We start from the raw sequence: 20311 nt of genomic DNA, 5'->3' as shown, positions 1-20311 counted from the left end.
CATGTCAACGGGCGAAAAGCTGCGGATGATGGTATATCACCCGCTGGCTAACTCGACAAATTCCAGCCGACCGCGCTCACCCCAAAATGGATTTTGCCCGGAGCCGGTCAGGGTGTGCGCAGAACAAAGTTGTCAAATTCAAAGGAATTCTGGAGATCGACATGGAAAAAGGTTACTCCAAATCCAACAGATCCCTCATGGATGCTGTCATCGAACATTTCGCCCACAAATTGATCGTTGATGAGAAAAACGAAATGCGTACCCTTCGCGATGACGGCCAGGCGGTTTGTTTCCTGCGGCGAAATTGCCGGCGACTTGATATATGCGATCCTTCTTTCAAACGTATCGCCGTGCCGCCTGTCGACGATGAAATTCTCGCCGTAGATCCCAAAGAAATAGCCGTCTCCATTTGGACTGTCTCGAAAGACCACCCCATACACAGGCTTGTACGAGCCGCCTGTCAGCTTTACGTCTGCGGACAGGTAAAAATCAGTTACGGGCGGAAGGGATGCGGGGGCGAGGCTTGCAAGGATGGTATTTTTTGAGGTTACATCCCAGGTGTATCTTCCGTTCCTGATCTCAAGATTCGAATCCAGTTCCTCGGTTGAGCCTTCGCCGATGATCCAATCATTCTGATTTGAATCAAAGGTTTCTTCCAATGTTATGGCCCATTGACTGGCGGACTCTGATATCAGGATTTGAGCCGCTTCACTGGGTAGCGGCGGGGGCTCGCCTTCCTGCACCTGCTGTGTTGCCGAGGGAACAATTTTGTCAACCGTGGAAGCAGGCTGATCGCGGTTGAGCAATGAAATGCCGCCAACTATGCAGTAACCGATCAATCCCAATCCCATCAATATCAGGACAAAAATGGGGAATTTCGATATCTTTTCTTTCGGTGTGCCCGGATCGAGGGTATTAGCCATGCGAATACTCCATTGGTTCTTATCTACGGCTTCCAATCGCCCATGCGTTCGCCGAGTTTTGAGATTCTCTCGCGCATCAGCACGGCGGCGATGCCCAGACCGAGCATGAGAATGCCTGTGCACCCGACGACAAAGACCGTGCCGATCCCGCCCGTTGCGAGAAAGGAGAGGGTGATCACGCCCAGCACCACAAATCCAATGGGGAAGAGTGTCAGACTGCGCGAGCGGATGACAATGCCGTAGGCAAGCACGGCCAGCGATTGGAAGAACAGCAGGACGAAATATCTGAACATTGCAGGCACTTCGATGGACCCCGCCATTTGGACGAACGTCGTGCCGAGCAAAACGAACTGCGAGAGCATGCCCATGATGAATGCGCCCGTCCGGCTTCCGGCCCGCACCAGCAGATAATGCTGGATCAAGCCCAAGAGCGCCGCACCGATCGAATAAAACTGCCTCTCATCCACATTCAACTCGCCAAGGATGATGAAGTACGCAAGCAGGTACAAGCCGTTGGCGGGGAACGCCAGCCAGACGCTGCGCTTCGCGAACGCCTCCACCGCCCACAGCGTGGCGGCAATCGCGACGGGAATCGCCGCATCCAACCCGCCGAGAATGGGCGCCGCAATCGAGACAATTGTCCCTGCGCCGAGACCGCTGTACAGCAGGGCCTGGTCCCAGCCTTCAGCGCGCTTGACGGCACGCAGGAAAGTCCCAGCCGCATAATACACCATCGCAACGACGATAACGGGGTGGATCCATTGGGTTACATTGAAGATGCGGAACAGGAATATGACAAAGAGTGGCAGGGTCAAAGTAAAAGTGTAGAACAAATTCTGACGGCGATAGACCAGGCTCACGGTCAGCGCAAGAAGCGTGTAAATCGCGAATCCCAACGCGGCAATGGAGGCGTCGCTCTCCGAAAAGAGGAAGAGATAATTGAACAGGACAAGCGCTCCGCCGATGCCTCGTACAATGAGTCTCAACGGCCGCGGACTTGCAAAGGCGAGGTGCGCGAGCAAATCTGCAAGAATCCATATGAGGCTGTAGGTAAGCAGGTGGTAGGTGATACGCTCCACGTCGAAATCGCGCAGGATTAAGAACGCGCCGATGCTGAACAGAGTGGGCGCTCCGAGTTCGAACATTCCATCTTTGCGCAGGTACATTTCTGCGATGAAAAGCAACCCGATGACCGGTGTATACCATCCGCCTGTTTCCATTGTGAGCACAAGCGCGGCAAAAGAAACAATGGAGCCCAGGATGAGCGCACTGTTGCGAAGCGTGAAGGACCAGCCTTCCCTGGGGCGGATGATGACGCCGAAGGCGAAATAGAGAACCGTGAGAACAGTCAGTGCCGGCAGCCAGGCGTCCCATTTGAACGCGTCGAGCGCGAAGAACACAGCGAGCGGAAGATACGCGGCGGGAATATAGCTGAGAAGCGGTTTGCGATATGCCAGCGCATAGGCAGTGAAGAAGACCGCCAGAACCCCGTAGATGACGGCGACATGCGCGGGTTGGATGTCTGCTAAAATGACCAGCGAGGTGTATGCCGTGAACAACACGCCGTACATGCGCGGGGGCAGGCGCCAGCCGGGGTTTGCCCGCCAGTCCTTTTTCAACAGCAGGTCGGGGAGCAGGAACAGCATACTGATGATGAGCAGGGAATAGCCGAAGAAGAAGCCCAATCCTTTGATGATTTCGAGATTAAGGAAGGCGAAGTAGGCGAAGATGAAATTGAGCAGGGAGATCGTCCACAGCCACCAGCGGTTGCGCAGAAGGTGTAGTGCGGCATAGATGACGGCAATGCCAAGCGCAGCGCTCATGCCAAGCCATGCGACATGTGTGAAGCCTGTGATGAGTCCCAACCCAAAGGCGGGTATGGATGCCAGCAGGACGGGCAGGCTGTACTTACGCGTTGCTTCGAACTTGTGAAGCGCCTCGCTGGAGACTGATACCAGCGTTCCCCAGACGACCAGCACGCTGGTCGAACCGAGCGTTTCGAGATCGAACGCTGCGGCGATGAACCACGGCATCGGCACGAGCGTCCCAGCCGCCAGCCATGCGAAGGCGAAGAACGGATAAAGCAGGTTGGAGAGTATGAAGAACGCGCACGCCAATCCCCACGTGATGAACGCGGCAAGATGCCAGAATGTCGGGTTGGATGGGTCAATGATGTGGATCCCAAAGATCGAAATGGATGAGATCAGTGTGATGCCCTGTACCGCCTGCGCCGTTAAAAAGAGGGGAAGCGCGAATTTCTCGTCCCTCCATTTTTTAACCAGCCACACGCCGCCCAGCCCGGCAAGGGCGGCAAACCCGGCCATGCTTGTATAAAATTCGGGTTTGGCATTGAAGATGTCACCGATGCGGTACAACGACAACACAAGCGAGCCAAAGGCCGTGATGCTGAACAGCCGTGATTCATACAGCCATATGCTCCCGCTCCACACACCTGTCATCAGCAGGAAGACCGCCACCCAATATCCCGCGCTGAACGCATCTGAAAGATTCATGGATGTGCGCAGTGCATCTTCGATATTATTCGCAGTGATGACCAGCAAAAACGAGAAGACAATAAAAAGCGCAAAACTCGGCTGGGACAGCCGCTTTTTGATGGCGACGGCGAGTCCGCCGAAGATGAGCGTGCCGATGATGAGGATGGGCAGGCGTAGTTCGGGGATCGCCCAACCGACAAAGGTCGCGGCGGCAATGACGAAGAACGCGCCGAGATACAGATAGATCTTGATCGCTGCTTCGCTGGTGAGCGTCTGCAAAAGCGACGGGCGCGGTCCTTCGGCGACGGGCTCGCGTCTTTCGATCGGGACGGCTGGCTGCGTTCCAATCGGCTTGGCCTCGGGTTGGGTTGAGGCTGCTTTCGCAGGGGCAGGTTTGTGCGATGGTTGAGGCGCGGCGTCAAAGTCAAAGTCGTAGCGTCGGCGGAGCAGGTCCGCGTTGTGCGTTTCAAGCAGATCGCTATTAACCCATTCGTTTATCTCGTTCAGAAGGACATAGCGGATGCCGCGATCCAGTTTGTTGGAGATGACGCGCCTTTGCACATTTCGGTTCGAAGGCAGGTTAAGCGCAGCGAGCGCATTCACACGGTTGTATTTGTTCTCGTCCCTGCTCGCGATGATCTCCAACTGCCTGCGGACGGCTTCGCTGCTGAAGGAAAGTTCGCTTAATCGCCGCATCGCCTCCGCGCGATCTTCCACTTTTTCACTTTTTAATCCCGAAAGAATTTCGTTCAGGATTCCCTCGGGCTTTTGGTTTTCGTTCTCACTCATATCAGCCTCACTGCTAATGATCTTGTTGGATGGGAGCGGGATGTCCGGCCTGTTTTGCGGAATTTCCTCGCGTGTGATCCCGCTATTTTCTTCAAGCTCTTGTTTGATCTTTTCCATCCCAATTTTTGTGTGGGAGAACCATAACATCATAAGGATCAGGGTTGTCACACACGCCAACGCCCCGCCCATGGATGTGAAATAGTCCAGGGCAACCCCGCCCAGCGCCACCCCCGTGCGGACGCCGGCATAGGTCAACGCCTGTTTCCCGTGCTTTTGCACGAACTCACTGTCCGGATGGTTGACGTATTTGAGCAGGGTCAGATGCCACAGCGCGGAAAGAATCACGGCTGCAATGAGCGCAATCCCCCCTGAATTTATATTGCGGCAGGCTGGAATATCATTGCAGATCGAGTCAATAACTGCGATGGAAACGAAATACGTAAAAAATAATGTTGTCAGTGTGGCAACGGGTGAAAGTCTCAGCCACTCATATGCGCCCCTTGCCTGTTTGATGTGTTCTTCCGATGGTCTTTGCATGGGAACCTCCTTCCTCGGAAAATTTCACCTATTATCACCCATAAAATCGTTTTTTGGGGTGCTGTGAATGATTATTTGCCCGCCATCCCGCCCGTCTGGCGCAGGGATGGCGGGTAGGTGCATGTTTCTTAACGAGTCAGCTTATAACTGCCGCTTATCTCGCCGAGCAGGCTTGCGTACAGCGGTAGGAGATCCTGGTCCTGTACGATGGTCACAACCATGATGAGTTTGTTGGGTACGCGGATATCGTATTTCAAAAGCCCGGCTTTGCCGGCGTTCTTGGATTCCCAGTCGAAAAAGTAAAGCCCTTCTTCCAACTCCTCCATCTCGCCGAATTGGTTGATCTGGACATCGGCGCCCCCGTTGGAGTGGACGATATTCAGGTATGACACGGCAAAATCGAGACCCAATTCCTTGGAGAGTTTTACAGTGTCCTGCCGCACGAACTGCGCATAGGCGGCGAAGTCTGGCGAGTAGAAGTTGGCATACTGGAAGCCCTCGCTCTGGTCAGTGAAGAACGTCCATGACCAGGGCACGATTAATGAGGCATTGACGTCTCCGGCTTGGTATTGCCATCGCTCCTCATACATCTCGAAATTGGATGCGACGCTGCTGGAGACCTGGATGGTTTGCCCGTACGAATCGAACATGATCCTGTAGGGATTGGCTGGGTCCGCCTGCACGAACTCGCTTGCACCGATCAGTTCGGTGGTGATTATCACGTTCTCGAACTGCTGGTACATGGAGAAGGCGAACATTTTCATTCCGTCCGAGCGGGTGTAGGTCTTCTCTGTGTAGTGCAGTTTGATGGCGGCGGTTTCTCCCGAGTCGATCTCTTTGTACTCATCCGCATAAATAAAGGCTTCCTCGTTCGCGTCACGGAAAATGGCGTAGGCGTCGGCATCCAATTCGTAGCCGGTGTTGGTCGCGGTAATCTTGTACACCACACCGGTGTTGAGATCGGTCATGGACGCGGAAACATCATCATGGTCGACCTGCCAGCCGTCCATCACGTTGAATGATACAAACCCGCGCGGGTGTTCGAAGCGTTCCGTGGTAAGCCGCAGGTCGCCGGCTTCGACGACGATCGGGTTGCCGCTGGTGGAAAGCGGGACATCCGGCGTGGGGGTCAGTGTGGGCGGCGGCGCGGGGGTGGATGTGGGCGTGGGTTCCGGGGTGGCGGTTGCCGTGAATTCCGAAACCGACGAGCACGCCAGACTGACGGTTATAAAAATGGCGATCAAAAACAGGATGGGCGAGCGTTTGATGTTCATGATATTCTCCTTTGGTTTTTTAGCATATTATGGGTTGTTTTTGACCAAAAAACTGACAAAAACTGTCAACCTGTGGAATCGCGTTCATACCGTCATTGACAGCGAGATAGCAAAAACGCACGTGAAAATCCAATACAGAAACATCCATACGAGGAACACACCGATGGATTCGCCTTCGTTGTCGCACCTCGGCATCGCTTCGCATTCTGATTTGGTTTGAACTTCTTCCTTTTTGGAGCCCACAGCCCCATTATTCCCCCAGATGCGGAGAAAAACTGTCAAAACCTGTTAAGATTCCCCGCGTTCTTGCACTCCAGCAGCCAGCGCGCCACGCCGCGCACAGCCTGGCGGCGGGTGCGGTGGAAGGTCCCTTCGGAGACGTATAACCTTGCCATCACCTCGCGGTTCGGCGCGCCCTGAATGTAGGCATCGTGCAGGATGACATGGTTGTACCACTCGCGGGGGAGCGGCTCCGGTGGGCGTTCGCCTTCGGGGCGCAGGGACTGCACCGCCTCGCGCAGGATCCTTTGCATCTGCTTGCCGCGTTCCACGTGCGATTCGGCGTCAATCTCCGCCCAATCCGCGAGGGAGGATCCCCCCAGCCAGAGCACGTCCGCGAAATGACGCAAGGCGTCCTCCACGGATTTGGAGAAGTCGGTTTCCACACCGACCGTCAGACTGCCGATCACCCGCGCTGCGGCGGACTGAATGGCTGCCTTCCATGTCTTGTTGATGGAAACAAACGTGCCAATTTGCTCGGAAAATTCCTCCACCAATTCCAGTTCGCCGCCGGAGTATTCCAGTTTGGTGTTGGAATGTCCGACCCCCACAAGCGCGATAAGCTGCATCGCCTCGAAGATCGGCGCAATCCATGCCAGCCCGTCGGATTCGTTCTCCACGCGGATGAGTCCCTCGCCGGTCGACAAGACCTCCGGGATATTGCTTTCGAGCGGCAGGGAGTTGTGTGTCGCGACGACGGTCAGGCTTTCGCCGCGGCGGACGGCGATCAAACCTTGGGAGGCGTTCAACGCCTTGAGGAACAGGGTCAGTTCCTCGTCCAGGTGGGTGCGCAGCGCCTCGTCTTCCAACGTTTGGGCTTGGTTCATCCTCACCCGCAGACTCTTCTCCCGGCGCATTCTCCAGCGTTCCACGGCTTCGCGCCCCATGTCGTACAGCGCGTGCGTGGAGATCACCAGCGCTGTGATGGTCGCCCAGTATCGGGCGGGAACCTCGACGGCAATGGCGATGAACAGATAAAGCGCGGTGATGACCGAGATGCCGGCGAGCGCAATGGGAAAATCCTGCCAGATGGTGCGGCGTTCGACGAGGCTTTGGTGGCGCGCGACGGAAAGCCCAAGCAGGGCGATGCCGCCGAATATCAGCCCATCTTCGATGACGCGCGGCACGTGGGTCGGAATGGCGAGTGCGAAGATGCCGTACCCCAGCGCGAAGACGAGAAACCACGAGGCGGTAAAGAACAGCCTGCCTTCCTGCGTGTGGCGGATGCGTCGTTGAACCAACAGGTTGAAAAGCACCCCGGCGGATGCGATCAACTGCGCCGCGCCGTATAATACAGTGGCCGGATTCCATTCCAACCGCGCGGTGTAGAGCATTTCATCCTCGCCACGCACAATCCCTATGCCTGCCGTCATCAGCAAAAGCACGGCGCAGGCAGACAGCGCGTAAATGGCAAGGTTCATACGGCGGAACCTTGCCTGCTGTTCGGGCGTAAGCAGGGTATAGGTCGCGCTGTACCAGCATGCGAAGGCGGTTACCAGCAGGGCGGCGCGCAGGTTGGCGGTGTCGGCAAGCGGGGTATGGAAATGATTGTAGGTATCGAGGAAGAAAACAGCGATTGCCAGCAGCGCCAGCGACGCGCGCAGGGTGGCGCGGTTGGGAAACCCGCGCGTGAACAGGTAGAACGCCATCCACAACGAGACAGCCATTGCCAGCAGATTGACGGTGTGTGCGATGGAAGCAAGCATCGCCCAGTAGGTTCAATTGTACCGCTTAAACGAAACCTGCCGTTGCAGGGAGCGGCGGCGGGCGGTGATCAGTCGTATAGAATGTCTTCCAGTTTTTCGTCCCTGTAATACCGTTCGGTGACCGACTTTTTCAGTTTGGTGTAGTATTCGATGTGTACCGCGATCTGATTGTGATATTGGTTCATGATCAGGGGCGTTTTCAGTTTTTGACCGTTTGACAATGTTATGGATGCGTCCCCAAAACTGCCAAACGAAATGCTTTTGATTTCATGCCATGCAATATCGAATCGATCCGGCTGCGGTTCCGACCTGCGCCAATGGATGCCTTCGCTGTCGATTTCCAGGTCTTCCGAGGGGCGGATGAACGGCTTTCTCTCCTCGATCCTGCGGATTTCGTTGCCTTCCACCCTTTTGTGGAAGCGCCAGAGTCCGTACAGCCCAGCCGCTGAAACTCCAAGATAGATCAGTAATGAAGTCGTTGAGAGAGTAGCGTAGCAGGAGAAGATGAAATAAACGACCAGGCCTGCCGCAAGTAGAAAGACCCCGTTTAGTTCCCTGCGCACTTTCCTGATCGCCTCCTCTTTATTGGAGGCGTGTGCCGCCGTCGCAGTGAATTCCGGGATGGAGAATTTTTCAGGCTGCATGTGTCGCTTGTTACTATAGCACGATCCCACTGCGCGGGGGGATTGTAACTTGGTCGCCTGCCAACTTTGGCGAGCCGAACAACACCTTCGGCTTCTTCTCGAAATGCAGGTTGACCGTCCGTTCTTCTTTGGCGGCGTTGAAGGCGATGGTCAGTGTTTCATCTTTGTACAAGCGCGAAAAGACCATCACGTCGCCTTCGGCATGGATGCGCTTGTATTCCCCGCGCCGCAGGGACGGGTGTTCTTTCCGCAGGGAAATGCACGCCTTCACAAATTTGAGCAGATCGCGGTCCCACTTCGACTCGTCCCACGGGAACGCCTTGCGGCAATCGGGGTCATGTCCGCCGTCCACGCCGATCTCATCGCCGTAGTAAATGCATGGCGCGCCGGGGATGGTGAACAGGAACAGCCATGCCATTTTGAGCGAGTTTTTGTCCCCGCCCGCACAGGAGAGGAAGCGCGGCATGTCGTGACTGTCGAGCAAGTTGAACTGCGCGAAGGTGATGTCCTGCGGATACAGGTGCAGGATGCGGTCGATCTCGTTGGCAAAATCGTGCGCGTGCATCGGGTGGACGCGGTCCTTCAATCCGCCCGCGCTGTGGAGCACATTCAGGTCCAAATGCGAGTTGGCGAAGAATCCCAGCGACGCCGCCGTGACGAGATAGTTCATCACCGCGTCGAACTGGTCGCCCTGAAGCCATCTCTGCGCCTCATGCCAGATCTCGCCGACGATGTACGCCTCGGGGTTGATCGTCCGTACGCGGCGGCGGAACTCGCGCCAGAATTCGTCATCGTCAATTTCTCCTGGCACGTCCAGGCGCCAGCCGTCGATGCCGAACTTGATCCAAAACTCCGCCACGTCAAACAGGAACTCGCGCACAGCGGGCGTGTTTGTGTTGAACTTTGGCAGTGCGGGCATGTTCCACCAGCCGCGGTAGCCGATGGCGGTCAGGCTGTCTTCATGTCCCAACAGTTTTTGTTCATGCGGCGTGGGATACGCACCCCAGTGCTTGTGTCCCTTCAAACGCTCTTCGTCGAAGTGAAACCAATCCTTGTACGGGGAAGCCGCGCCCGTTTCCAGTACATGATGGAACTGCCAAAATCCGCGCGAGGCATGGTTGAACACGCCGTCGGGAATGACCTTGATATTGCGCTTGTGCGCGGCGTTCAGTAGTTTCTTCAACGCGTCGTTTCCGCCGAGCAACGGGTCCACATTGTAATAATCAAAGGTGTGATAACGGTGGTTCGAAGCGGAGGCAAACAGCGGGTTGAAATAGATCGCGGTGATTCCCAAATCCTGCAAATAATCCAGTTTATCGATCACGCCGTACAGGTCGCCGCCCTTGAATCCGTGCGTCGTTGGCGGGCTGTCCCATGTTTCAAAACCAGTGTCAGGCAGCCGTTTGCTCTTCGCAAAACGGTCGGGGAAAATCTGGTAAAAAATCGCGTCCCTCACCCAGTCAGGTGTTGTCATGGTACCTCGTTGTTATGGATTTATTTTCAAAACGTACATCGCATACGGACTCAAGCTCTCCAACGGTTTATAGACAGCTTCGCCGCTGCTTTGCCAACGCTCTGACTGCTCCGCCCCAAAGAGGGTTTCCACGCTGAAAGCGGACTCTGCCAAATTCGTGCCATTGAGTTTGATACCGTACTCCGAAATATGCTTATCTGTCAGGTTTGCCAGAATGAGGAATGCCCCGCTTCTGTTGCTCCGCAGGCTGACAAAGATACCAGAATTTCCCGCTTCCAGCAGGGCGATCTCGCCTGTTTGCAATGCTGTATGGTCTTTTCGCAGCAGAATGAGCGCGCGGTAATGCTCCAGCAGGGAGTTGGGATCACCCTCCTGGGCTACCACATTGACTTGCGTGTAGTCACCATAAGGTGCGCGCCACGGAGTTGAAGTGGAGAAACCAGCGAATTCGTCCGCGCTCCACTGCATGGGCAGGCGGATGTCTTCGTCGGGTTTTTGTCCCTGCATGCCGATCTCTTCGCCGTAGTAGATGTAGGGCGTGCCCGGCGAGGTCAGCATCAGGAACGATGCGACCTTTGCCTTGTTCACATTGCCATAAAAGACGGACATGGCGCGGTTCTGGTCATGGTTGGTGAGGAAGGTGGCGAAGTTGAAATCGGGCATGTCCATCAAGGAAAATTTTATGGCGCTGCTCACGCCCGAGTTCGCGCCGCCGTTCGCGCTGTTGACGAATCCGCTCGCCATCTCGAAGTTGAAGACGTGGTCCATCTTATCGCCCGTGTAGGATTTGACCACCGATGATCCCGCGTTGAATACTTCACCGATGGTGTAGGCATTCGGATTCTGCTTTTTGTACGCCTTGTAAAACCCCTCCAGCCATTTGTAGGTGGCAGGCGTGTTTTCAGTCTTGCCACCCTCTTCGATCAGGTGCTTCACGGCGTCCACACGGAAGCCGTCCACGCCGATCTCGTTCAGCCAGTAATCGGTCACTTTGAGTACGTCTTCGGTTACGGCGGGGTTGGTGTAGTTCAGGTCGGGCATGCCGCCCCAGAACAGCCCGTAGTAGAAGCCTTGATTCCCCTCATGCCAGCCATTGCCTTTATCTTCGTCCTCCCAGACGTAGTAACCGCGGTGTTTGGAATTTGGGTCGCTGTTCGCTTCCACGAACCAGGGATGCTGGCTGGAGGTGTGGTTGAGCACCAGGTCAATGATGATGCGGATGCCGCGCTTGTGCGCCTCTTCGAGCAGGTTCTTGAAATCGCCCATGTTGCCGTATTCGGGGTTGACGGCGTAATAGTCAAGAACGTCATAGCCGTGATAGGAGGGGGACGGGTGGATGGGCATCAGCCAGATGGCAGTGATGCCGAGCGATTCGAGGTAGTCCAGTTTTTGGGTGATGCCGTTGAAATCGCCGATGCCGTCGTTATCCGTGTCGTAGAACGAGCGGACGAAGATCTCGTAGAAGACGGCAGTCCGCCACCAGTTGGATTCTGCCGAATGGTTGGAGCCAGCCAGCGGAGCGGGAATAACGCATGACGCGAGAAGGGATAGAAGCAGGAGCGTGAAAAATATCCGTTTGAGCATAAGCGTCCGGAGAAAAAATTCCCCTCCCTTCTTGCTGTCGAAGGAAGAGGAAATCAAATTGCTGAGTGAAAGACTTAACCTTTGACACTTCCGCCGGTTAGCCCACCGACGATGTGCTTTTGCAGGGCAATATACATGACGGCCACGGGAAACGCCACAATGACTGCCATGGCCGCGAAGCGATTCCAGGGGATGCTGGTGGCGTACTGCCCGGTCATGTTGTAGAGCGTCATGGCGAGCGTGTAGTCCTTGGGCTGGGAGAGAAACAGCCAGGTGAGCACGAATTCCTGCCAATGACCGATGAAGCCGATGAAGAAGGTGACGGCGAGCTGGGGTACAGCCAGCGGCAGGACGATCTTCCAGAAAGTCTGGTTGGCGTCGGCGCCGTCGATGGCAGCGGCTTCCTCCAGTTCCTTGGGAATGGTGTCGAGATAGCCCTTGAGGTTCCACACGGCGAACGGCAGGGCAGTGGCGGTCATCGCGATACCGACGCCGAGCAGCGAGTCGCGCAGGTTGAAGAGCAGTCTGCCCCTCTCTCCGCCGGAACATGCGAATAGCGGCAGGATGGAGGCCGCTCCGTCGCTACACTCCGCGATGCGGAATTGGTTGAGCAGCAGGTAGAGCGGCGTCGCCAAGCCGACTGCCGGCATGAGCAGCGGGATGAAGACCATCACCATCATCACTTCCCGCATTTTGAATTTGAAGCGCGAGAAGGCATATGCAGCGGTGACGGCAACGAACAAGGCGACGATTCCGACCCCGATGGACAGTTTGAAGCTGTTACTTAATAATTCAACGAAGGTAACGGGGTTGCCTGTCGGCCGGTCCAAAACCTGCTTGTATGCCACCAGGGATATTTCCTTGGGGAACAGGTCCAGCGAGGATGGGCGGGAGGTCTGTGAACTGAAGGACATGGTCAGGATGTACATGATGGGGAACATCACCGTGCAGAGGATGAAGAAGCACAGCAATTGCAGGAGCAGTTGTCTCCAAAGAGGCAGGCTGCGCCCGCTGACCTGCCCGGAGGTGTTCATGTTCAGGACGCGGAGGATGGGATTTTTAGAGGATGAGGCGGTAATCATGTTAAGCCTCCTGATAGGTCTTGGTCGCGCGGGTGATGCGGTTCGTGATCAGGAAGACGATCAGCGCGACGATAAAGATGATGACTGCAAAGGCGGCGGCAACGCCGTACCAGCGCAGGTTGCGGACAAGGTTATAGGCGAACGTGACGAGAATTTCGGTCGAACGGGCCGGGCCGCCTCCCGTCATAAAGAATACAAAATTGAACAGGTTGAACGTCAATGTGAAGCCGTATACGGCGGCGGGGATCATGGCCGGGCGCAGGAGCGGAACGGTGATGTTCCAGAATTGCTGGTTACCCGTCGCTCCATCGATTGCTGCGGCTTCATACAGGTCACGCGGGATGCTTTGCAGTGCGCCGGTCGCAACTAGAGACATGAAGGGCCAGCCAAGCCAGAAGTTGGCGATCATCATGGCGTAATAGGCGAGCGTTAACTCGGCGCCCGGCAGGAAACCAGGGATCGGAGGTTTGTACTCATTGAGCCAGCGGATATTGACGACCGCGTCTGTCTGGGTAAAGAAACCAGCAACCAGGGCAAGGAATTGATTCATTGCGCCGTACTGCTCGTCGAAGATGTTGCGCCAGATGGTGGCCACGACCAGCGGAGGGACGACGATGGGCAGGATGTAGATGGCGCGATAGATGCGCTTCATCCATAAACCTTCGGTATTGAGTAGGACAGCGATCAAGACGCCGGTGGGGACGTGTAGAACGACATTACTGATCGCCCACCAGAAATTGAAGAGCAATACACGGAAGAAATTGAAATTCTCCACCGGTAAAGCGCCGGTCAGGATGTCCACATAGTTCTTGAAGCCGATGAACCTTAACTCAGGGGACTTCAGCCCGAGAAGCAGGTGAGTGGTATCGAAGTTCGTGAATGAAATGATGAACTGGTAGATAAGCGGGTAAAACGTGATCACCCCCATGATCAGGAAGGCGGGTAGAAGATATAGATATGGCAGGAGCGCCCGCTGGTTCCCGCTACGTCGTCTGGTTTCTGGTTTTGCAGTCGCCATATTTCTCTCCAGATACGGATGAGCCGTTTTAAGTCGGAGCGGACAAGGGCTCCTTGTCCGCTCCTATTTCTTGCAGGTATTGCAAACTTACTTGGTTGCGCTTTCGTATGCGCCGGCAACCCATTCGGCAGGAGCAACACCGGCTTCAAAGACCTGGTCGGTGCCGCAGAAGTTGCCCCAGTAGTTTCCGAGCGCTTCCACCTGCGGGCGGAAGTAGGATGTGGCAAAGGCATCAAGCAAGTCCTGGATGAGCGGATCGGTCACTTCAACAGTGATGTTGGCAGGAACGTGACCCGCTTCGTTCATCATCAGGGTCTGGTTGGCGGCATTGGTTAGGTAGAGCGCCACTTCGATGGATGCTTCAGCGTTCTCAGTGTTCGGGTTGAAGTAGAAGCCGTCAACGCCAAGGAGCGGGTTGGAGGCTCCACCGGGTCCGGAGGGGATCGGAGCAACGCCGAGGTTGTCGCCAAGCGCATTGCGGTAGTCGCCCATTGCCCAGTTACCGTTCGTGATGGCAACCGTGGTGCCCTCGGTGAAGGGAGCGAGACCATCGCTGTCGTTCTTGGGCCAGTTGTTCGCCACGGAGATCGCATACAGGTCATTCAGGTAGGAGATGGAATCCGTCATCTTGGCCTGGTTGTCAGCACTGGTGACGAAGTTGAAACTGTCATCAAAGACCTGGGCGCCGAAGGAGCCGTAGAAGCCCCAGTGGTGGTAGCAGCCGTAGCTGATCGAAACAGGCGTGCCGCTTTCCATCAGAGCCTTGAGTTCGTCGGTCGTGGCGGGAGGAGTGGGCAGCAATTCCTTGTTGTACCATAAGGCGACAGCCTTCAGGGATTCGGGGACGCCGTACATCTTGCCGTCGTACATCATGCCGCCCTGGGAGAGTTCGCTGTAATCGCCGAGCTTGCCTTCCACGAGGGAGGTAATATCGAGGATGGTGCCGGTGCGCGCCAGGTTGCCGAGTTCATCGTTGGGGGCAATGAACATGTCAGGACCGCCGCCCGCGGCAACATCGGTGTTGTACTTGTTGAAGATGTCATTGAAGGGAACCTGCAGGACGTTGATCTTGTACTGTGGCAGGTCCGTGGCGGCTTGTTCAAGTATCTTCGCCAGCACGACTTCCTCTGCGGAGCCGGTGCCGTAGGCGTGCCAGAAGGTGACTTCCGTTACGCCGGAAGCGGGGGCGCCACCGCCGCCGCAGGCGGAGAGCGCCAGCGATACGATGATCAGCGTGCTTAACAAAACGAGCAAATTCTTTTTCATTCTCTTTCTACTCCTTGGAAATTATTGAAAACGGTTTAATTTGGAAGTGGGCAAGGGGATTGGCTTGAGATTATGTAACAACCACCTCCTTTCAAAATGATTATCGGATTGCATCTTCCGTACTTGCGTCGAAGATATGGAGCTTGTCCATATCGAAGATCACCTGCATGTCATCACCGACGCGCATCTTCGAGCGCGGGTCGACGCGGCCCACATAGGTATTCTTTCCGCTGACCAGATAGAGCAGGGTTTCATTGCCCATCAACTCGGTCACATCGACCTTTGTGGCGACTCTTTCGCCGTGGATATTCGGCGGTGCAAAATCAGGATCGTGAATGTTTTCCGGGCGGATTCCAAAGACAACATTTCTGCCGTCCATGCCTTTATAAGGCGCAGCGAGAGCCTCCGGGATTTGGACCTGAAAATCGCCGGTGTCCACCGTTATCTTGCCGCCACCCACTGACAATTTTGCGGGGAAGAAGTTCATGGCGGGCGAGCCTATGAATCCCGCCACAAACAGGTTATTCGGCTGGTCATACAGGTTCTGCGGGGTATCCAACTGCTGCATTATGCCTTTGTTTATCACGGCGATGCGTGAAGCCATGGTCATGGCTTCGGTCTGGTCGTGGGTAACGTAAATAAAGGTGGTCTGCAAACGCTGGTGGAGCTTGCTGATCTCGGCGCGCATTTGCACGCGCAGTTTTGCGTCGAGGTTCGAGAGCGGTTCATCGAACAGGAAGACCTTCGGCTCACGCACGATGGCGCGTCCCACCGCCACGCGCTGGCGCTGACCGCCGGATAACTGGCGCGGCTTGCGCTGGAGCAGGTCGTGGATGCCAAGAATGTCTGCCGCTTCATCGACACGGCGTTTGATCTCGTCCTTCGGCGTCTTGCGAAGTTTGAGACCAAACGCCATATTGTCGTACACCGAAAGGTGTGGATATAACGCATAGGACTGGAAGACCATGGCAATGTCGCGGTCTTTCGGTGCGACATCGTTCACCACGCGATCTCCGATCAAAATCTCACCGTCGGAAATCTCCTCCAGTCCAGCCAGCAGCCGCAGTGCGGTTGTTTTCCCGCACCCCGACGGACCGACCAATACGAGAAACTCCTTGTCTGCAACTTCAAAGTTCAGGTTCTTGATCACTTCCACATCGCCGAACCTTTTGACCACGTCCTTATATGTGACACTTGCCATGATAGACCTCCAGTCTGAAGAATATAGTGCTTTTATTATAATCACAACCCCGTTTTTGTCCTATGTTTTTGAAAACTGACTTAGTTGTCTCGGTAAACAAAAAGGGCTCAAAGCCGGATCCCATCCCCTTGTTGTGCAGATTCAAGCAGGGCGAGGATAGCCGCAATGTTGCCGCGGCTGTCCATCAATGGAATACGCGCGGGCTTTCCGTTCAAAACGGCGTCGCACATATCCTCCACTTCGCCAAGATACAACTCCCGCCCTTTGATCTTGATCGTTTCCCTTTCACCGCCGCGCATCAAGTACAGTTCGCTTTTGGTTCCGGGTTTGAACGGTGTGGGGATGTTCAGAACCGCCTCCGAGCCGACGATCTCCATATAACTTCGAAACGGGGATTTGAAGCCGCTGTCGAATTGGGCGTGGACCCCATTCCGGAAGCGCATCTGCCCGAAGAACGAATCATCGCTTCCGCCCGGACCTTCCACCTGCCAGCCGGAGACTTCGACAGGTTCCTCCCCGACGATCATGCGCGCATACGAGATGGGATAGCATCCCACATCCCAGATACTGCCGCCGCCCATCTCCTTGAAATTACGATAGTCGGCTTCACGCGTCAGGGTGAACGTGAATGCGCCTTTGATGAGTTGGACTTGTCCCAGCGCGCCACTGTCCGTGAGTTCCTTCACTTTCAGGGTTTGCGGATGATGGCGGTACATAAAGGCTTCGGCGACGATCCTGCCAGTTTTCCTTACCGCGGCGATGATGGCATCCGCCTCTTCCAGCGTGAGCGCGAGCGGCTTCTCACATAGCACGTGTTTTCCTGCCTGCAGGGCTTTGATCGTCCATTCGGCGTGCAGATGATTGGGAAGCGGATTGTAGATCACGTTGATCTCGGGGTCGGCGAGCAGTGCCTCATAACTGCCGTGCGCGCGGGGAATATCCCATTCACGGGCATAGGATTCAGCGGTGGAAATGCCCCTCGAAGCCACGGCCAGCAAACGGGTCCGTTTTGAGGCGCGCAGGGGTTTGATCAAGGCGCGGTTGATGCGGGCAGTCGAGAGCAGCCCCCAATTAAGGATTTTGTCCATTTTTATATTTCCTGAATAGGATAAGGAGAATGAGGAATGTCAATGACGCCAGAATGAGATTGACTGCAAAGCCGTTCTGCAAGCCGAAGAATTCGCTGCCCCATGCTGCCAGCCAGGGGCCAAACACGCCGCCCAACCCGGCAAATGTGAACAATAAACCGAGCAGGGTATTCACGTTTTCACGATGCGTATCTGACACTGCGGCGGTGATGGTGGGGAAGATGATGGAAAAGAAAAAGCCCGTAAGCGGCAGGAAGAATACCAGGCTTGTGAAGGTCCCGATGGAAATGCTGGCTGCTGCGAGAAAAGCGGCGATCAGAACAGAGCGAAGATATCCGAAACGCTGAACGAAGAAGCTGCCGAGGAGCCGCCCGAACATGAGCATGCCGAAAAAAAGCGCCAGGGATTGGGTGCTGGCAGCGACTGACGCGCCGCGGACCTCCTGCAAATAAATGACCAGCCAGGAGGCGATGCCGATCTCTGCGGAAACGTAGAACATGATGGCAAGATAATAAAGCGGCATGTCTCCCTTGAATGCCACTCGCGTGACATCCTTGTAATCAAGGGAGGCCATTTTCTCCGCTTTTGGAAAACGCAGGAAGAGCGAGAAGAAAATGAAAATGACGATGAGCAGCAAGTCCCAGCGGTAGATGGTGCGCCAGATGGCATCCATGCTGAAAAGCCAGCCTGCGAAGAGCGGCGCAAGCGTGGCGCCCAATCCATGCATGACTGCCATCAAATTTAGGTAAAGCCCCTTTTGTGTGCGGTATAAACTGACGATGACCGCGTTCGGGCCGAGTTCGAATGCGCCCAATCCCAGGCCGATGATAAACAGCGACACCGACAACAGGGATGCGGTCTTCAATGTGCTGTATCCGCCGACGCCGGTGGCAAGGAGCGCCCCCGCCAGCAGGATGACCAGTTTGAGTCCGAATTTATCTGCGAGAATGCCGGTCAGCAGGGTGGCGATCAGAAAGCCGACATATTGACTGAAGAAAATATTCCCGCCGGTGCCGTAGTTGATTCCCAATTCGGCGATCATGGGGGGCAGGGTGGGTCCTTTGAGATTGTCTGTAAAACCGAAGAGAAAGAATGCGAAAAAGCACCCGGCGGTCAGGAGAATGATATTTGTTTTCGAGAATGTGTTTTTCATTGGGAATAAAGAATGGGGCTGGTCGCTTCTGGAACCAGCCCCGCTTTCATGGGAATTGGGATCAGCCTTTTAGTGAACCTGCCAGCAGTCCGCGCAGGAAATACCTGCCGAGGAAGATATAAACGATGAGAGTGGGTAGTGCTGCAAGGAGCGAACCTGCCATTTGCACGTTCCATGAAATGATCTGGCTGCCCGCCATGTTGTTGAGCGCTACGGTGATGGGCCAGTCTCTGTTGCCCGTCAACACCACTGCGAAGAGGAAGTCGTTCCATGCGGAGGTGAATTGCCAGATGAGCACCACCACAAAACTCGGCAGGGAAATGGGCAGCAGGATATGGCGGTAGATGCCAAGCATGTCCGCGCCATCTATTTTGGCGGCTTCCAGCAGTTCCTGCGGCAGGCTGGCGTAGTAATTGCGGAAGGTGAGCGTGGTGATGGGAATGCCGTAGATGATATGTGCCAGCGCCAGCGCGGGCAACCCTGAAACCCCTATGGAGCGCATGAATTGCACCAGCGGGATGAGGATGCTTTGATACGGGATGAACATGCCGAACAGGATGAAAGGGAAGATGATATCCGCGCCGCGGAATTTCCACTTGGCAAGAATGAAACCGTTCAACGAGCCAAGCGCGGACGAGATCAAGGCGGCGGGTATAACCATTGCAAAACTATTCCATAATGACGGCGCAAGCTTGGAATAGGCTTCGATGTAGTTGTCGAACGCGATTCCAAGCGGAAGGTTCCACATGGTTCGGAGGTCGATCTCTTCGAAACTCTTGAATCCCGTCACGAGCATCACGTACATTGGGAGCAGGTAGAAAATCGCCATCCCGATCAGGGGGACATATAGCCAGTTCTTTCCAATACTGAATTTACGTTTCATTGCTGCGCCTCCGTCCTGAGCGTGTGGCGGATGTATGGAATGATGAGCACGGCAACACTGATGAGGAGCAGGATGCCGATTGCCGCGCCTTTCCCGTAGAAAAGCCCGTCGAATGTGATCTGCCACATGTAGATCGCAGGCACGTCCAGCGGAAGTTGCTTGCCTGCGATCGCCACGATCAAGTCAAAGACCTTCAGGGACATGTGTCCCAAAATAATGAGCGCTGAAAGAGTGACCGGAGAGAGCAGGGGCAGCATGATGTGGCGGTAGATCTGCAGTTCGCTTGCCCCGTCAATTTGCGCGGCTTCCCGTAATTCCACTGGGATGGCGCGCAACCCCGCAAGATACAGCGCCATTGTATATCCGGACATCTGCCAGATGGCGGCAAGGGCTATGGCGGCAATACCCCAGGTGGGCGTGGTATGCCAGGCATTGGCGAGAGAATCCAGTCCCAGATACGAAAACAAAAGATTGAATCCGCTGGTGCGTGTTCCCGTGGCCGGACTCATCAGCCAGCGCCAGACCACGCCGGTCACAATATAGGAAATTGCCATTGGGAAAAGGAACAGACTTCGGAAAAACCCCTCGCCCTTCAAGCCCTGATCGAGCATGACCGCCAGGGTAAAACCGAGAGAAATACTTCCGAAAACGAATACCCCCGTAAAGATCACTGTGTTCCGGATATCCACGTGGAAACGCGGATCAGCGAACAACTCAAGATAATTGTTGATACTGTTCCATGTATAGTCCGCGTTCAAGCCCTTCCATTTACTGAGTGAAACACGCACTGACCAGCCGATGAACACGTACACGAATATCAGCACCGCCAGAATGGATGGCGAAACAAGCAGAATGTTCAAAAACCGATCTTTGTCCCTGAGCATGGCGGCACTCCTTTGACAAGAGACCCTAAAG

The 20311-nt window shown here is 55.3% G+C and carries 15 protein-coding genes; all 15 read right to left on the bottom strand.

What is annotated here, in order from left to right; all coding sequences use genetic code 11:
• Nucleotides 1–107: 107 nt before the first annotated feature.
• The 15 genes from QY332_13310 to QY332_13240 all read right to left on the bottom strand — a co-directional run bounded on the left by QY332_13310 (nt 108) and on the right by QY332_13240 (nt 20280).
• Nucleotides 108–923 carry a hypothetical protein gene (locus QY332_13310; protein ID WKZ34592.1) on the bottom strand — a complete coding sequence of 272 codons (816 nt, stop codon included), beginning with the start codon at nt 921–923 and terminating at the stop codon, nt 108–110.
• Between the two features lie 23 nt (nt 924–946).
• Nucleotides 947–4744 (bottom strand): hypothetical protein, encoded by a 3798-nt coding sequence (locus tag QY332_13305; protein ID WKZ34591.1) that lies wholly within the window; start codon nt 4742–4744, stop codon nt 947–949.
• A gap of 128 nt (nt 4745–4872) precedes the next feature.
• Nucleotides 4873–6018 (bottom strand): hypothetical protein, encoded by a 1146-nt coding sequence (locus QY332_13300; protein ID WKZ34590.1) that lies wholly within the window; start codon nt 6016–6018, stop codon nt 4873–4875.
• A gap of 278 nt (nt 6019–6296) precedes the next feature.
• Nucleotides 6297–8003: a hypothetical protein gene (locus QY332_13295; GenBank protein ID WKZ34589.1), complete on the bottom strand. Its 1707-nt coding sequence runs from the start codon at nt 8001–8003 to the stop codon at nt 6297–6299.
• 68 nt (nt 8004–8071) lie between these two features.
• Complete coding sequence (locus QY332_13290) at nt 8072–8647, bottom strand: hypothetical protein (protein WKZ34588.1); 576 nt, start codon at nt 8645–8647, stop codon at nt 8072–8074.
• A gap of 13 nt (nt 8648–8660) precedes the next feature.
• Entirely contained in the window at nt 8661–10121 is a 1461-nt protein-coding gene (locus tag QY332_13285; protein ID WKZ34587.1) for a glycoside hydrolase family 13 protein, read from the bottom strand.
• 12 nt (nt 10122–10133) lie between these two features.
• Nucleotides 10134–11705, bottom strand: a complete 1572-nt coding sequence (locus QY332_13280; protein WKZ34586.1) for an alpha-amylase family glycosyl hydrolase — start codon at nt 11703–11705, stop codon at nt 10134–10136.
• Nucleotides 11706–11779: 74 nt separating this feature from the next.
• On the bottom strand, nt 11780–12787 hold the full coding sequence (locus QY332_13275; GenBank protein ID WKZ34585.1) for an ABC transporter permease subunit: 1008 nt from the start codon (nt 12785–12787) through the stop codon (nt 11780–11782).
• A gap of 1 nt (nt 12788) precedes the next feature.
• Nucleotides 12789–13805, bottom strand: coding sequence for a sugar ABC transporter permease (locus QY332_13270; GenBank protein ID WKZ34584.1), 1017 nt, complete (start codon nt 13803–13805; stop codon nt 12789–12791).
• Between the two features lie 87 nt (nt 13806–13892).
• Nucleotides 13893–15071 (bottom strand): extracellular solute-binding protein, encoded by a 1179-nt coding sequence (locus QY332_13265; protein WKZ34583.1) that lies wholly within the window; start codon nt 15069–15071, stop codon nt 13893–13895.
• A 100-nt stretch (nt 15072–15171) separates the two neighbouring features.
• The gene (gene ugpC / locus QY332_13260; GenBank protein WKZ34582.1) at nt 15172–16272 is read right to left on the bottom strand and encodes a sn-glycerol-3-phosphate ABC transporter ATP-binding protein UgpC; all 1101 of its coding nucleotides are present in this window, start codon (nt 16270–16272) and stop codon (nt 15172–15174) included.
• A gap of 107 nt (nt 16273–16379) precedes the next feature.
• The gene (locus QY332_13255) at nt 16380–17360 is read right to left on the bottom strand and encodes a Gfo/Idh/MocA family oxidoreductase (protein WKZ34581.1); all 981 of its coding nucleotides are present in this window, start codon (nt 17358–17360) and stop codon (nt 16380–16382) included.
• Nucleotides 17344–18513, bottom strand: a complete 1170-nt coding sequence (locus QY332_13250) for an MFS transporter (GenBank protein WKZ34580.1) — start codon at nt 18511–18513, stop codon at nt 17344–17346. The genes QY332_13255 and QY332_13250 overlap by 17 nt, the downstream gene beginning before the upstream one ends.
• A gap of 61 nt (nt 18514–18574) precedes the next feature.
• Nucleotides 18575–19396 carry a carbohydrate ABC transporter permease gene (locus tag QY332_13245; protein ID WKZ34579.1) on the bottom strand — a complete coding sequence of 274 codons (822 nt, stop codon included), beginning with the start codon at nt 19394–19396 and terminating at the stop codon, nt 18575–18577.
• Nucleotides 19393–20280, bottom strand: a complete 888-nt coding sequence (locus QY332_13240; GenBank protein WKZ34578.1) for a sugar ABC transporter permease — start codon at nt 20278–20280, stop codon at nt 19393–19395. The genes QY332_13245 and QY332_13240 overlap by 4 nt, the downstream gene beginning before the upstream one ends.
• Between the last annotated feature and the right edge of the window lie 31 nt (nt 20281–20311).

This window comes from Anaerolineales bacterium (assembly GCA_030583885.1).
Lineage (GTDB): Bacteria > Chloroflexota > Anaerolineae > Anaerolineales > Villigracilaceae > Villigracilis.
Note: the sequence above shows the minus strand (reverse complement) of the source record. Positions and strands in the feature narration are given on the sequence as shown.